Here is a 14,316-nt window from a genome sequence, read left to right on the forward strand (position 1 = left end):
TCAGGCGGACTGCGCGTGCAGCTGCAGCGCCGAGCATTCAGCCACGACACCCTCACAGCTGCGCATCACCACGCGGCAGGCCTCCACGGCTGAGCGGTCCGTCAACGGATTTTCCGATACTGTCCGCCAGCGGTCCACGCAGCGGCGGGCTTCGGCCAGGACTTCGTCCGGTCCGGCATCCGGAGCCAGCCCCATCCTCAGGGCAGACGCCGCTCCCCAGCCGCCGACCAGCCTTTCGGCTTCCGCCGCCAACTCATCGTTGAGGGATACACCGGTGGTACGGATCGTGGCGAGCAGGCGGAGCTCACGGAACTCATGGGCGTTGGCCTGAAGGCGTTCCAGGGCTGCGGCCAGGTGGCCGGCACCCTCCCGGGGCACAGTGCGCAGCAGGCCTTCCACTCCCACCAAGGCAGTGCGGGCTTTGAGGGCATCCCCGCGGGCCTGGAACTGTCGCGCCACAAGATGCAGCAACGGGTCCAGGCCGCTGCGCCGGGCCAGTTCATGCGCCAGTGGCGTGGGTTCGGTGAAGCCGCTCCGGATCAGCACCACGCCCAGCCGGATCCCAAACAGGCCGAACCGCTCCAGGAGCGAGGCACGGGCTTCAGCGCCCAGGCCTTCCGGGACAGAGGCCCTGATGAACCTGTCCGCCGAGAGCAGCATCCGCTCCCGGGCGGACCGCTCCATGCCGGCCAGGACCTGCAGGGACTCAAAGTCCGACTGGCGCATGCTGCGTGCGCTCTGCGCCAGCAGCCCGGCCACCGGGACCACCCCCAACGCCAGCTTGCGCAGGCTGTGGTCCCGGCGGTACCGGTCAGCGATGTCACCCGCGGAGAGCAACGAATCAATGCGGCCCGCACCGATCTCATCGGCCCGGGACAGCACGGCAAGGGCGTTCACGGTTCCCGACCTACCCGCCTCGGTATCCCTGAAGGATTCGAGGAACCGCAGGTCCGAGGCGTGCATGTGGCGCATCAGGTAAATGATGGCATCAGCCTCGGAGGGCGCGTCCACGGGGATGAGGAAATCGGTGGACCGAGCAGAGACGTTTTCGGACAACGAGGCAATTCCCGGGGTGTCTATCAGGGTGAGCTCGCGCAGGGCCGGCGAGGGCCACTCAACCACCAGCCGTTCCATGTCCCCGGCGCGGGCGTTGCCCAGGACAAACACCAGGCGACCGTCCACGCGCTTCAGCGGCAGGATGTGCGGTTCACCGGCAATGGGGTAGGCCGTGATCCGGGGTGTGTGCCCGTAGCGGTACCAGGTCACAATCTTTGTGCATTCCCCGGTGTCGGTCGGGGCGATCTCCTCCCCGATGATGGCGTTCAGCAGCGTGGATTTTCCAGCCTTGACCATGCCTGCCACAGCGATCCTTAGGGGCTCGGACAGCCGCCTGGCGTAGGCTTCCAAGGCCGCAGCCGCAGCGGGGTCGTCCGCATACAGAAGCAGGGCGTCCTGGATCAGGTCCCCCACTCCCTTGCTGATGGACTCCTTCATCTGGCCGCCGCAACCACCGGCACCGTGCCCACCGACTGGCCGCCCGTCGTCGGACTTCCCGACGCCGGATTTCCCACCGCCGCTGCGTTGCCCCCCGCAGTGCCGCGCCCGACCGGAGACTGCCCGGCCGGGGACTGCGACGCAGGCGACCGGGCCACTTCGGTGGCCACCAGACCGGCGGCATGGTGCAGGGCGTCCACCTTCTTGAGCTCGGCCTTGATCTCGCGGATGCGGATGTCCTTTTCCAGCGTGTACGTAGTGGCTGCCTTCTGGGCTGCGGATACCGAGTCCGCCAGGGAGCGGTGGTGTTCGTCCGCGATTTCCGTGAAGTGGTCCCGGGTGGAGCGCTGCACCAGCCTGAGCCGGTCCTTGAGCTGCTTGCCCACCTGGAAGGTGACATCGTCCAGCTGGCGGCGGACCAGCGCCTTCGCTTCGGCCTGCCGGCGCTTCAGCCGGGCTTCCTTGTCCTCCCGGTACGCCTTGCGGCCCAGCAGCAGGCCGGCACCCACGGACAGGGGATTGATCAGGGCCATACCGAAAATCCCGGTCAGGAGCCCAAACATCAGCACGCCGCCGTAGGAGCCGCGCATGCCGATCAGGACCTTCTGCAGGGGGTTCACGTGCCCGTCGTCGAGGGTCGGCATGTTGTCCACGGGGTCCAGGGCATCGCCGGTGTCCGAGACGTGCAGCGCGGGCAGGGCCACTTCGTCCTCCGAAAAATGCTCCGCCACCTGTGCGGCCAGCCACTGCGCGCGTTCGCTGGTCCAGACAAACGTGTCCGAGATCGCGGCGGCGGCGCACTCCTCGAGCCACGCGGAAAACTGGGTCCAGGTGGGGCCGGGGTCACCCTGGTCAATAGCGGCCTCGGCTTCGCGCTGGATGCGCCGCAGCCGGTCGCGCAAGTCGTACTCCATGTCCGCGATCAGGTCCCCGATGCCGTCGTTGAGCGTGATCTGCCACCTGGCAGACCGTTTGCGGAGCTCATCGGCCTGCGACTTCGCCTCCTCCAGCCCGGCAATCATCTGCGGCGTTCCCTCAGGATCCTCAAGAGCTCCCAACTCGGACCGCAAGGACAGGCGCAGGTTCTCGGTCACGGAGAGCAGGTCCTGGCTGACGGAGCGCCGTTGCAGGCGTTCCGCCTTCCCCACAATTTCATTGCGGAGATGGCCTATCAGCCCGGGGAAACCTGACTCCACATTGAGCTCGCTGTCCTGCAGGCGGGCGGCCTCCAGCCGGAGGTCTGAGGAAACCGCGAACAATGGGATGTCCGGCCCCACCTGCGCGAGCTGGGCCCGGTCCATGGCCTCCACACGCCGCCAGTCCGGATACAGGTCCGTTTTGGACAGGATGCCCGCAACGCTCGGGGTGATCCGCATGGCCTGGCGCAGGAACCGCATTTCGGGCTCGGTGTACTCCTGGGAAGCATCTGACACGAGCAGCATGGCGTCCGCGGTGGGCAAGGCCGTCAGGGTGGTCAAGGTGTGCGAGGAGCCCAGTCCTCCCACACCCGGGGAATCGATGACTGTGAGTCCACCGGCCAGGACCTTACGGGGCAGGAACACCTCGGCCGCTACCAGCTTCTTGACGTTCCCGGGGTTGCCCCGCTCGGAAACGTAAGCCGCCAGGTCGGCTATGTTGATGGGCTGCCGCTCCAGTCCGGCTTCGTCACCGGGCTCCGTGCCGGCTGTGGGCAGCAGGATGGCGGCGGACGCGGGGTCCCCGTGGCGTACCAGGGTGGGCACCGAGGTGGCGATGTCGTCGTCGACCGGGCACACGGGGGCGTTCACCAGGGCGTTGATAAGTTTGCTTTTGCCTTGCTTGAATTCCCCCACCACGATCACGCGGATACTGGGGTCCTTCAGTCGGCGCAGGGTATGGTCCAGGCGTTTGCGCAGGTCCGCGCGGTCCCCGGTCCCCACCAGTTCGATGCCCTGCTCCACCAGCGACGCCAGCTGGCCGGAGTTCATCGGTGCCGGCGTCCGTCCAGGGACTCCCGGTCGTTGCGATTCAGCCATAATTTGTCCTTTGCAGCTGGGGTGCGGGTGGGACGGGCGATAATCCGCGAAGAGCCCGGCAGGAGGTTGGTGGCCTCCTGCCGGGCGCTCCCGGTACCCGGAACTGATGCCTAGAGAACGATTGTCGAATCCTCGACTGCGATGTCTGTTTCGACGTCCAGATCGGTGTTGGTGGAGTTGTCCGAGTTGTCCTGGAAGGAGTCCTCGACCTCGACCTCAACCGGGTTGAAGGAATCAACAACCTCCACCTCGGTGGTCTCGGTCTGCGAGTTGTCGTTGAAGGAGTCCGCCAGGTCCACGGCCACGTCGGTGTTGGTTGAGTTGTCCGAGTTGTCCTGGAAGGAATCCTCGATCGCGACGTCGGTGTTGGTGGAGCTGTCCGCGGAGGAGTTGTCCTGGAAGGAATCCTCGATCTCGACGGCAACATCTGTGTTGGTGGAGTTGTCCGAGTTGTCGGAGTTATCAGAGTTATCGGAGTTGTCCTGGAAGGAATCCTCGATCTCCACCGAGTTGTCCACGGAGTTGTCCGAATTGTCCGAGTTATCCGAGTTGTCCGAGTTGTCGGAGTTGTCGTTGAACGAATCAGCGACGTCAACGTCAACGTCGGTGTTGAACGAATCGTCCACATCCAGCTGGCTGTTGCCGATGTTGACATTGCCGCCGGCGGTGATCGAGTTGTCCGTGGTGTTGTCCGTGTTGTACGAGTCGGTGGTGTTGTAGGAGTCCCGGACATTGTTGTCGTCTCCGGCAGCCAGGGCCTGGTCGCCGGACGCGATGACAGCCTCGTTGTCGAACCACTGGTTCACGTCGCCGTCGGCCCAGATGTTCTGGTTGACCGACTGGTCCGTGATCGTGTCGCGGTCGTCCACCGTTGAGGTGTAGGAGTAGTTGTTCACCACGTGGTGCAGTTGCTGGACGGCGTGGGCGTGGTCGTCATGCTGGTCGTGCCCCGCTGGTGGCGGGGTGTGGCCTGCGCCACCGCCTGCGCCTGGAGGAGGCGGTGTGTGGCCGGCGCCGCCGTTGCCGCCGGTCCACGAGGTGTTCCCGCCGGTGTTGTAATCCCGGTCGAAGGAAGAAGCGTTGACAGTGATGGGTGCGTAGTCCAGGACAACCGGCATGGCGGCGTCAACATCGGCGGCGCAGACTTCGCGCAGGCCGGCATCCTCGAGTGATTGCTCCGGATCGTTCAGGAACTCCTGGGCAGCGGCGGGGTTGTTGAACAGGCCCATCAGGAACTGGACGAGCTGGTTTGCGAGTGTAGGCATTGGATGGTCCTCAAATCTTCTCTGAGTTGTGGATCGCCAGGCCTTGGTGCCGGGCTTAAATCAAACTTAAGGTCCTTGGTAGGGGCCGGGCATCGGGTTGTGTCCCCGTACCCGGATCCCCCGCATTAGGGGTTTGCCTTTCCGTGGTTAGGGGCACTAGGGCCTCCGTCCGGGCCCGGGTGATCTGCACTTAGCGCCAGCCTCAGGCGCACCAGCAGATCGGAGCGGTTTTCGGCCCCAAGCCTCCGCCGCATCCTGGCAATGTGATGTTCAGCGGTACGGGGGGAAATATAGATGGCTTCGCCGATTTCCCGGTATGTCTTCCCTTCCAGGACCAACCGCGCCACTTCTTTTTCGCGTTCGCTGAGCCCCGAGGCGTCCGGATGCGCGCCATGGTTGTTCTCTGCGGCGCTGCGGCGTACTTCCGGTGACCGCCCGGCGGGTGGCCCGGTGGTTCCGCCCTGCGGGTGGAGGTCCCTGGCGCAGGCAAGGAGCCGCACCATGTCCCTGCGTTCGTCTGCCTGCGCGGCCGCATGTCCTGCCAGCCGGGCCCCTTCCCACGGCATGCCCACGACTTTCAGTCCCCGGGCAGCGTTCTCCACATCCGTCGCCTGGAACCGGCCGGCCATGACGCTGACCCAGGCCTTGCCGGCGGCGGCGAGCACAGCGGCCATGTGACTGTAGTCCGCGGCCCGCACCAGCGCTGCTGCATGCGGGGCAAGGTCGGCCGGGCTTTTGTTCAGCAGGGCAGCCTGGACCGCCGCCCAGTGAAGCGGAACGGCCCACAGGGGCGGCTCCCCCAGCCTGGCCAGCAGAGCCCACGCTTCATCCAGATAATGCGCGACGCGCCGTGTCTCCCGCAACCGGGCGGCAGCAATCATCAGTTCGCCCCACGGCAGCAGGCTGTAAAGGTCGACGGCGGTGTGCAGCATCGCTTCGCGGGCGCGTTCCCAGGCCATCACCAGGTCATGGACGTCGCCGCTGCGCCGCGCAAGGCCCACTTCCAGGGCCGCGCACAGGAACTCGTCCCTGGGCACCAGCGGCCAGTGGTTTGCTTTTGAGGCTTCGTTGATGGCCAGCCGTGCTTCGTCAGCATCGTCCTGCTGCATGGCCGACCACGCCTGCAGGAGGTGCAGCCGTGGCCTGGCTGCGTCACCGCCCTGCCTCGCGGCGACGGCGGAGCGGATGATGGTGTCCGCTACGTGGGGTTCACCGCTGTGGAGGGCCAGCAACGCGGCCAACGCTCCAGGGGTGTCCGGGAGGGGCAGCGCCGAACCGTACGCGTTGAGCATGTCCGAAGCATGGATCAGCAGGGGAAGGCCCCTGTGCGGATCCCACTCCAGCGACTCCATCACGCCCTTGCCCGTTTGTGAAAGCGCCACCGCCAGGAGGGTGGGCGACACCGGTGCCGACTCTGCGGGAATGGCCTCTTCCGCGCCCGTCCGGTTGCCGCTGCCGATCATGGCCACAGCGGCGAGCGGGGCGGACCGGCCCATGTTCGCCGGACCAAGCCAGGCATAGAGGTCGGCGCTACGGACCAGCAGCCCGCGCTGTGCCCAGACGGAAGCGGCAACATCCACCCCAAGCCTGACATCGGGCGGATCGGAGCTCACCAGGAGACCGTCAATAATCCGGCCGGCGGCGTCGAGGTCGCCCGCGGCGGCTGCGGCCTGCGCGCGGCGGGCAGCCGTGCGCAGTTCGTCAGCCCCTGCCAGCAGGGCTTCGCTGTACAGCTGGGTGGCCAGAGCGGGGTCGTGCTGCAGCGCTTTGTCCGCTGCCGCTTCAAGTTCCGCGGCGACCCTCGAGTCGGCAAGTCCGCCTCTCGCCAGCTCGCGGGCAAGGTCGCCGAGGGGCCGGCCCTCGGCCGAAACAAAACCGACGAGTTCCCGCTGCAGTGCATGCACCCGGGATGTGGGGGTGACGTTTAGGAGAGCGTGCTGTGCCGGACCGGCGACGGTCCCGTCGGCAAGCAGCAGGCCCGAGGCCTCGGCACGCCGGATCACCGCGTCCCGGCCCGGACTGTCACGACCTTCCAGCTTGTGCGCCAGCTCCGCTGGCAGCGGACCTGGCAGGGTGAACCCCACGGAAAGCGCCAGCAGGAGTTCGCGGACCGCCGTATTCTCGCCCCGCAAGTGCTGGGCCATGTGACTGGCACCGCCGGGGGACGTCGTCCCTGCCTCATGAAGTTCCCGTTCGGGCTGCATATGATCGGCTGCCATGACTCAGACCGCCGGCTCGGTGGGTTGAACGGGATCCGTGGGTACCGGTGCGGGGTCCGTGGTCGGGTCAGGCTCCGGCGCAGGGGCCGACGACGGCTCGGGAGCCGGGTCGGCGGTCGGGTCCGTCGTCGGATCAGGCGCAGGCTCCGCCGTTGGATCCGGCGCAGGCTCCGCCGTTGGATCCGGAGCAGGCTCCGCCGTTGGATCCGGAGCCGGGTCAGTGGTCGGATCCGGAGCCGGGTCAGTGGTCGGATCCGGAGCCGGGTCAGGGGCCGGGTCGGTAGTGGGGTCGGTCGTAGGGTCAGGTACAGGATCGACGGGCAATGTGCCAGGGCCCGGGTCCGCAGTCGGGTTGGTCACCGGATCCGGGGTGGAGCCTCCGGAACCCGGTGCGGGCTCCCCCGAGGTACCCGGTCCGGCAGCGGCCCCGCCGGCGGCCGGTTGGCCGGCTTCGGTTGGTGGCCTGCTGGTGGGCGACGCAGCGATGTCCAGTCCCGCAGCACTGGCCGCCACACTGCTGTTCTTCGGCCTGGCGCTGGCTTCAATCCCCTGCACCGGGACCTGCGCCGTGCCTGCTCCCGCCGCGGCGCCACCGGTGCCGGGGCCACCGGTGGCCCCAGGAGGTGCAGCGCTCGGGATCTCCTTGTTGGCTGCATCTGCTGGCGGGACGAACATCGCCGTAAGGCTGCCGAGTCCGTCCGGGCTCTGGGCTGCCGTCGCTGTGAGCCCGGTGAAGAGCGCGGCTACGGCTGCCACCGCAGTCAACCGCACGGTCGAGCGCGGGTGATGAACGCCGCCATGCGCACCGCCCTTGCGCCCGGCGGCGTGGGCACCGGAGGTGTGTGCTGCGGCACCGGCGGCGGCGTGCCGGGACCAGCTGGATCGTCGGCCTGCAACTCCAGGATGCCCGTCAGTCCGCGTGACGACGACAGCGGAGGGTGGGTGTTCGGTCAGGGCAGCGGGCTGCACGGCCCCCTCCGGCTGCGTGCGGAGGGCGGCAACCGCGGCGCCGAGGCAGATGGATGACTTGGGATCGGCATCCACGGCGATGGGCCGGTCCAGCTGCTCCGAAATCAGCTGCGCCACCAGGGGAATGCGCGACGAGCCGCCGATGAGAAGCACCGCGGACAGGTCAGCCGGGGTGAGCCCCAGGTCCTGGAGCGAACGCTCCAAGGCATCCACTGTCTCCTTGATGGGCTCGCTGATCATTGCCTCGAACTCGGAACGGACCAGCCGCACCTGCTGCTGGAACCCCGGCAGCAGCACCGAAATGCTGGCCTCGCTGTCCGCGGACAGTGCCTCCTTGGCTTCAACACACTCCCGCCGCAGGCGCGACAGGGCCGCCAGGGCGCCGGGCGCCGACGGGTCAAGATTGGCCAGGCCCTGCCCGGCGTGATCGGCAACGTATCGCAGGACAGCTACATCGAAGTCGGCGCCGCCCAGCCCCTCGATCCCTTCGGGACGGCCCAGCAGCTCAAAGTGGCCGGCGTCCGTTTTCTTCAAGACTGCGGTGTCGAAGGTCCCTCCACCGAGGTCGTAGACGGCGATGGTACTGCCGTCCTCCACCCGCACCTGTGCGGCGTAGTGCAGCGCCGCCGCTTCCGGCTCGCTGATCAGGGTTACGTTGGCGAGACCCTTGGCCGCGAGAGCCGCGAGGATGAGTTCCGTCCGGTGAGCGCCCCACGAGGCCGGGTGGGAAAGGACAATGGCCGACGGCGGTGCGCCCTCGCGCTCTTCGGCGCGGTCTGCGACCCAGCGGACCATCGTGGCGAACACGTCTTGGGCTGGAAGCTGCAGTGTGCCCACCGAGATTGGTACCTCATCGCCCACCCGGCGTTTGAATTCCCGCACCACCCGTTCGGGGGAATCAAGGCCGCGGCGTTCGGCAGCCTCACCCACCAGAATTGGCCCTTCCGCCGGGTAGTAGACCACAGATGGCACTGCAGTGCTGCGGAGTCCCAGCGGAAAGCTCTCCGGAACACGCGAAGAGTTCTGATCGATTCGGAGGAGGGCAGCAGCTGTGAAACTGGTCCCGACGTCTATGGCGAGAACGAAGTCCATGGGTACCTCGGAAAAACGCAGCGTGCCATCAGCGAGCTTCATCACTGACGAGCTGCAACCAAGGTAGCATCACCGTCGGTCCGGCAACACCCTCATTCGTACATCGATTGGCGTATAGCTGGAGGTTGAGACGGGACGCCGGAGAAACCCCTGTTCAGAGGCCCGAGTAGGAATGCAGGCCATTAAAGAACTGGTTGACTATGGTGAAATTGAAGACCACGCAGAGGTAGCCGACGATCGAGAGCCAGGCCGCGCGGGTGCCGGTCCAGCCCCGGGTGGCGCGGGCGTGCAGGTAACCGGCGTAGACCACCCAGATCACAAAGGTCCAGACTTCCTTGGTGTCCCAGCCCCAGAAGCGGCCCCAGGCCTTTTCGGCCCAGATGGCACCGAACATGAGGGTGAACGTCCAGCCGATGAACGCGATGGCGTTGATCCGGTAGGACAGGTTTTCCAGGCTCAGGGCCGAGGGAACCAGGCGCATAAAGCCAAGCTTGTCCGCGCCGCCGGCGGCCACCGTCTTTTGCCGGTGCGTCTGCACCAGCTGCAGTGCGGACATCGCGAACGTGAGGGTGAAGAGGGACGATGACATCACGGCGATGGAAACGTGGATGACCAGCCAGTAGCTCTGCAGCGCCGGAACCAGGTGGCCCACGGGCGTCCAGAACGCCACCGAGGCGGCCACGAGCATGATGATTACCAGGCCCACCACGAAGGTGCCCAGGAAGCGAAGGTCGCGGCGGATCAGCACCAGCAGGAACACGGCCGTGACAACGAACGCCCCCGTGGTGAGGAACTCGTACATGTTGCCCCAGGGCACGCGGCCGGACCCGATGGCACGCGTGATCACGCCGGCGCCGTGGATCAAGACACCGAGGACCGTGAGGGCGACGGCGACCCGCGCCGGAACGCGCCGTTCCGCCGCGTAGCGCATGTCGGCGTCGGCGGTCTGCCCTGCCCCGGAAGCCGGCCCGCCCTGCTTGGCAACGGACGACGACGGCCGCTCGGCCCGTCCCACGGGTCCGGCCAGGTGTGAGTCCACCCTGTCCACTGCCGCACTGTCCACTGCCACTATGTCCGCTGGCGCGGCTGAGCCGGCGCCGGCCATCGCGGGTACCCTGGCCGCGGCAGCCTCGGCCGCTTTCAGGTCAATGGCGCGCAACGCTTTGCTGCTCTTCGCGAGGTCCCAGGCGAAGGCGATGAAGGCCACGGTGTAGGTGCCGGCGGCGAGCAGCATAAACAGCTCGCTGTACTGGCCCATTGCTTCGTTGATGGCGAACGGCATTACTTGTCCTTTTTCGGCCCGGTGGGGCCAGCTGGAGAGGTGAGCGAGACTGCGCCATTATCACCCTGGCGGCTGGGAGTTTGCTGGGTGACGCTGGAATCAGAGTGGGAATCGGGATCCTCGATCTGCCACTCTTCGGACAGCAGCTTGCGGATGACGGCCGCCTCCGCGGCGAGCCGGTGGTCCTCACCGCGGGCAAGCAGGCCATACTCCACCATGGTCCGGCCATCCCCGTGGGTTCCGGTCCGGATCCAGACGCGGCGCCGGTTGACGTAGAGCGAGACGATCAGGCCGCCCACGGCCAGCAGCGCGAATATGAGCGCGTAGAGCTGGCCCGGGTTGTGGTGGATGTCTACGCCCACATACCGCTTCACGCTGTCAAAGCTGATGCTGCCTTTGCCGTCCGGCAGGTCGTAGGTGCTGCCCGGCGCCAGGGTGATGCCACCGGCGTCCAGGTTGCGGGCGTTCAGCGGGGTGAGGTCACTGACGTCCAGTTCGAAGACGTTCTGCGGGGAGCCGGCGTCCAGGCCGAGGTCACCGAAGTAGGAGTTGAGAGTCAGCCGCGGGTTGAACAGGTCCGGATCGCCGCTGAAAGACACGCCCTCGTCGGTGACAAACGCTGTGGGCAGGAAGAACCCCACGAAGCCAAGCTGTTCGGGCCGGGCGTCCGGGACCTTGATCACCAGGGACGAGTAGTAGTTGTCACCCTGGAGTTTAGCCACCACGGGACCCTGCATGGCCACGTTGCCGGCGCCGTCGCGGATGGTCACCACGGGCGCGTAGCCGTTGCCGGTCAGGTAGATGCTGGTGCCGCCCAGGGTCACGGGGTCGTTGACCTTCAGGACTTCCTGCCTGGCAGGCGAGTCCGGGGTTTCCCGGGTGGTGACTTCGGCGTTGAAGTCGATGGGCTGACCGATTTTGCCTGGTGATTCGCGGTCAAACAGGACGTCGAATTTGTCCAGCTGGATGGAGTACGGCTGCAGCTGGCTGGACTGGAAGTTGGTGCCGGGGGTGAATTGGTCGTAGCCCACCAGCGTGTTCACGAAGGTGTCGCCCTCCACCAGGATGCGCTGGCCGCTGTAGCCGAACAGGCCGCCCACGGCCACGGACACCAGCACGCCGATCAGTGACGTGTGGAACACCAGGTTCCCCACTTCCTTGGCGAAGCCGCGCTCGGCGCCCAAAGACGGCCGCGCACCGTCGTCGTCCCTCACGTCAACGCGGTAGCCGCGCTTCTTCAGCACTCCGGCGGCACTGCGGATGGCGTCCGACGCCGGGAGGCCGGCGTCGGCGGGAACCACCAGGGTGCCGTACTCGGGGAGGCGGGAGAGACGTTTGGGGGTCCGCGGCGGCTGGGAGCGCATGGCCCTGTAGTGGGCGATGGCACGCGGGACCACGCAGCCGATCAGCGAGATGAACAGCAGGATGTAGATGGCCGAGAACCAGGCCGACGAATAGACGTCGTAGAGCTGCAGGGTATCCAGCAGCTTCCCGTAGTCCGGGTTGCCCTTGATGTACTGCGTCACGATGGACGGGTTGGCCGGGCGCTGCGGGAACAGGGACCCGGGCACCGCGGCAACGGCCAAGAGGAGCAGCAGGAACAGCGCCGTGCGCATGCTGGTCAGCTGGGTCCAGGCCCACCGCAGCATCTCCACCGGCCCCAGGACCGGCAGCGCCGCCTCAGTTTTGGCTGCGCCAACGGGGGCCGGAGACTTTTTGTTTGCTTTCACGCGCTCGCTCATCAGATCGGCAACTTCACATCGGTTTGGAACCAGTACTGCAATTCGGTGACCCAGGTGCCCCAAACGCCGCTGGCCATCAGCAGGCCCAGCACCACCAGTATCCCGCCGCCGATCCGCTGAATGGCCACACGGTGCGTGCGGAAGAAGGACATCACGCCCATGCCGCGCCGGACCGCCAGTGCGATCAGCAGGAACGGGATGCCCAGGCCCAAGCTGTAGACAAACGCCAGGAAGGCACCCTTGGCTGCGGATGAACCGCCGGACAGGCTCAGGAGCTGGACGGCGGAGTAAGTGGGGCCGATGCACGGGGCCCAGCCGAGTCCAAACGTGAGGCCCAGCAGCGGTGCGCCCCACAGGCCGGCCGGCGGCTTGGCGTGGATCTTCGCATCGCGCTGCAGCCAGCCGAATCCGCCCATAAACACCACCCCCATGAGGATGACGAGGAGCCCCAGCAGTTGGGTGATCCAGGCATTCTGCGAGCCGGTGATCAGCGTGCCCAGCTGGCCGAACGCGCCGCCCAGCAGGACGAAAATTACCGAGAATCCCAGCACAAAAAGCCCGATGCCCGCAAGCATCCGGCCACGTTTCTGCTTCTCCAGGTCTACGCCGCTCAGTCCGGTGACGTATCCGAGGTAGCCGGGCACCAGGGGCAGCACGCACGGCGACAGGAAGGACACCAGGCCGGCGAGCAGCGCCACCGGGATGGCAAGCAGGAGCGAGCCGTTAAGGATGGTTTCGGCGAAGGGGCTGTTCACGGTCCGGGGCCGCCGTTACTCTGCCACGGCGGCGGTGATGAGGGCTTTGAGGGTGCCCTTCTGGATTTCGCCCAGCACGCGCGAGGCCACGCGGCCCTGCTTGTCCAGGACCAGCGTTGTGGGGACCGCTCCCGGTGGGACCAGGCCGGAGACGGCCAGGAGCACGCCGCCGTTCTTGTCGTCGAAGCTGGGGTAGGTCAGGTTGAACGTTTTGTCGAAGGCCTCCGCGGTGGCTTTTTCGTCGCGGAGGTTGACGCCGAAGAACTGCACACCCTGGTCCTTGAACTCCTGGTGCAGCTCTTCCAGGATGGGTGCCTCCACCCGACAGGGTGCGCAGGCGGCGAACCAGAAGTTCAGGACCGTCACCTTGCCCTGGAAGTCCGCAGAGGATACTTGGGTGCCGTTGAACAGCGTGCCGTTGATAGCGACGGCGGCCTTGCGGTCCGGCGCGGTGAACTCTGTCACCGAGCCGTCCCCGGCTACGTAGTTCTTGTTGTCGCCGGCTTTTGCCTGCTTGGCGAGGGCGTCTTCCTGCGCACAGGCGGACAGGCCCAGGGTCAGGGCGGCAAGGGCGGCGCCGCCGGCAGCGAGCACGGCGCGCCGGGATGCGGTGCCGGCCGTTGTGCGGGATGTTGTCCGGTTGTCCATCACGTCATGCTCCCGGGGTGCTGGCGGCGCCGGGAAGGAGCGCGGCAGCGGGCTCACTGTACTCAACACGCAGGAGCGAGCCGTCGTCGTCGAACACCAGGGAGGTGATGGACGTCAGAGTGCACTCGCGTTTGCGCGGGTCATGCCACAGCGGCTTGCCTTCGGCGCTGAGACGGGTGGCCCAGATGGGGAGCTGGTGGCTGACCATGACGGCTTCCGGGCCGCCTGTGCCGTAGTCTCCGGCGGCCAGTTCGATGGCTCGGAGCCGGGCGTCCTCAACAGCTGCCCTGACGCGCGCGGCCTGTGCCTTATACGGTTCGCCCCAGGAGGGCCGGAACGGGTTGACCAGGTGCGGCCAGTGCTTGGGCTTCCGGAGCTCGGCTTTGGTGACCTTTATGCCCTGGAAGTAGTTTTCCGCTTCGATGATGCGGCCCTCCGTGTGGATTTCCAGGCCCAGCGCCTCAGCAGTGGGAGCGGCCGTTTCCTGAGCCCTGACCAGCGGCGACGATGCGAGGTAGACGATCCTGGCGCCGCGCGCGGCGCGCTCGGCGAAGTGGTCGGCGAGCGTCTGCGCCATTTCCCGGCCCAGTTCGGAGAGGTGGAATTCGGGCAGCCTGCCGTAGAGAACGCGGTCAGGATTGTGGACCTCGCCATGGCGGAGCAGATGGACAGTGGATTGGGGCATGTTTACCAGTTTCTCAAAGATGGCGTGCGATCCGAAATCTTCTACATCCAGTAGAACTCAATTTTTTGGAAAAATGTTCCGGAACGGGGAACAAAACATGCAAATGCATGTTTATACTGAATGCAGCGGATAGTTGAGGATTCAACAGAT

At 66.5% G+C, this 14,316-nt stretch carries 10 protein-coding genes; all 10 read right to left on the reverse strand.

Translation table 11 applies throughout. The annotated features are described in order from the left end of the window. The 10 genes from QK290_RS07745 to QK290_RS07790 all read right to left on the reverse strand — a co-directional run bounded on the left by QK290_RS07745 (nucleotide 1) and on the right by QK290_RS07790 (nucleotide 14,166). A complete protein-coding gene (locus QK290_RS07745) occupies nucleotides 1-1,494 on the reverse strand; it encodes a dynamin family protein (protein ID WP_282330112.1) in 1,494 nt (497 codons plus the stop codon). Beyond that, the gene (locus QK290_RS07750) at nucleotides 1,491-3,509 is read right to left on the reverse strand and encodes a dynamin family protein (protein WP_282330113.1); all 2,019 of its coding nucleotides are present in this window, start codon (nucleotides 3,507-3,509) and stop codon (nucleotides 1,491-1,493) included. Before QK290_RS07750 ends, QK290_RS07745 begins: the two co-directional genes overlap by 4 nt. Nucleotides 3,510-3,619: 110 nt before the next feature. Next, nucleotides 3,620-4,774 (reverse strand): IniB N-terminal domain-containing protein, encoded by a 1,155-nt coding sequence (locus QK290_RS07755; protein ID WP_282330114.1) that lies wholly within the window; start codon nucleotides 4,772-4,774, stop codon nucleotides 3,620-3,622. A 125-nt stretch (nucleotides 4,775-4,899) separates the two neighbouring features. Further along, nucleotides 4,900-6,993, reverse strand: a complete 2,094-nt coding sequence (locus QK290_RS07760) for a LuxR C-terminal-related transcriptional regulator (protein ID WP_282330115.1) — start codon at nucleotides 6,991-6,993, stop codon at nucleotides 4,900-4,902. Between the two features lie 3 nt (nucleotides 6,994-6,996). Further along, on the reverse strand, nucleotides 6,997-9,096 hold the full coding sequence (locus QK290_RS07765) for an Hsp70 family protein (RefSeq protein ID WP_282330116.1): 2,100 nt from the start codon (nucleotides 9,094-9,096) through the stop codon (nucleotides 6,997-6,999). Between the two features lie 112 nt (nucleotides 9,097-9,208). Next, nucleotides 9,209-10,336, reverse strand: a complete 1,128-nt coding sequence (gene ccsB / locus QK290_RS07770; RefSeq protein WP_282330117.1) for a c-type cytochrome biogenesis protein CcsB — start codon at nucleotides 10,334-10,336, stop codon at nucleotides 9,209-9,211. After that, complete coding sequence (locus tag QK290_RS07775) at nucleotides 10,336-12,078, reverse strand: cytochrome c biogenesis protein ResB (RefSeq protein ID WP_282330118.1); 1,743 nt, start codon at nucleotides 12,076-12,078, stop codon at nucleotides 10,336-10,338. Before QK290_RS07775 ends, ccsB begins: the two co-directional genes overlap by 1 nt. Continuing rightward, nucleotides 12,078-12,833: a cytochrome c biogenesis protein CcdA gene (locus QK290_RS07780; RefSeq protein ID WP_282330119.1), complete on the reverse strand. Its 756-nt coding sequence runs from the start codon at nucleotides 12,831-12,833 to the stop codon at nucleotides 12,078-12,080. Before QK290_RS07780 ends, QK290_RS07775 begins: the two co-directional genes overlap by 1 nt. A 15-nt stretch (nucleotides 12,834-12,848) precedes the next feature. Beyond that, on the reverse strand, nucleotides 12,849-13,481 hold the full coding sequence (locus QK290_RS07785; protein ID WP_282330120.1) for a TlpA disulfide reductase family protein: 633 nt from the start codon (nucleotides 13,479-13,481) through the stop codon (nucleotides 12,849-12,851). A gap of 4 nt (nucleotides 13,482-13,485) precedes the next feature. Continuing rightward, nucleotides 13,486-14,166 (reverse strand): histidine phosphatase family protein, encoded by a 681-nt coding sequence (locus tag QK290_RS07790; RefSeq protein ID WP_282330121.1) that lies wholly within the window; start codon nucleotides 14,164-14,166, stop codon nucleotides 13,486-13,488. Between the last annotated feature and the right edge of the window lie 150 nt (nucleotides 14,167-14,316).

The sequence above is a fragment of the Pseudarthrobacter sp. AL07 genome (assembly GCF_029960665.1).
Classification (GTDB): Bacteria; Actinomycetota; Actinomycetes; order Actinomycetales; family Micrococcaceae; genus Arthrobacter.

Coding starts and splice junctions, on each gene's coding strand:
- QK290_RS07745 (WP_282330112.1), bottom strand. CDS start 1,494: ATGAAGGAGTCCATCAGCAAGGGAGTGGGGGACCTGATCCAGGACGCC.
- QK290_RS07750 (WP_282330113.1), bottom strand. CDS start 3,509: ATGGCTGAATCGCAACGACCGGGAGTCCCTGGACGGACGCCGGCACCG.
- QK290_RS07755 (WP_282330114.1), bottom strand. CDS start 4,774: ATGCCTACACTCGCAAACCAGCTCGTCCAGTTCCTGATGGGCCTGTTC.
- QK290_RS07760 (WP_282330115.1), bottom strand. CDS start 6,993: ATGGCAGCCGATCATATGCAGCCCGAACGGGAACTTCATGAGGCAGGG.
- QK290_RS07765 (WP_282330116.1), bottom strand. CDS start 9,096: ATGAAGCTCGCTGATGGCACGCTGCGTTTTTCCGAGGTACCCATGGAC.
- ccsB (WP_282330117.1), bottom strand. CDS start 10,336: ATGCCGTTCGCCATCAACGAAGCAATGGGCCAGTACAGCGAGCTGTTT.
- QK290_RS07775 (WP_282330118.1), bottom strand. CDS start 12,078: ATGAGCGAGCGCGTGAAAGCAAACAAAAAGTCTCCGGCCCCCGTTGGC.
- QK290_RS07785 (WP_282330120.1), bottom strand. CDS start 13,481: ATGGACAACCGGACAACATCCCGCACAACGGCCGGCACCGCATCCCGG.
- QK290_RS07790 (WP_282330121.1), bottom strand. CDS start 14,166: ATGCCCCAATCCACTGTCCATCTGCTCCGCCATGGCGAGGTCCACAAT.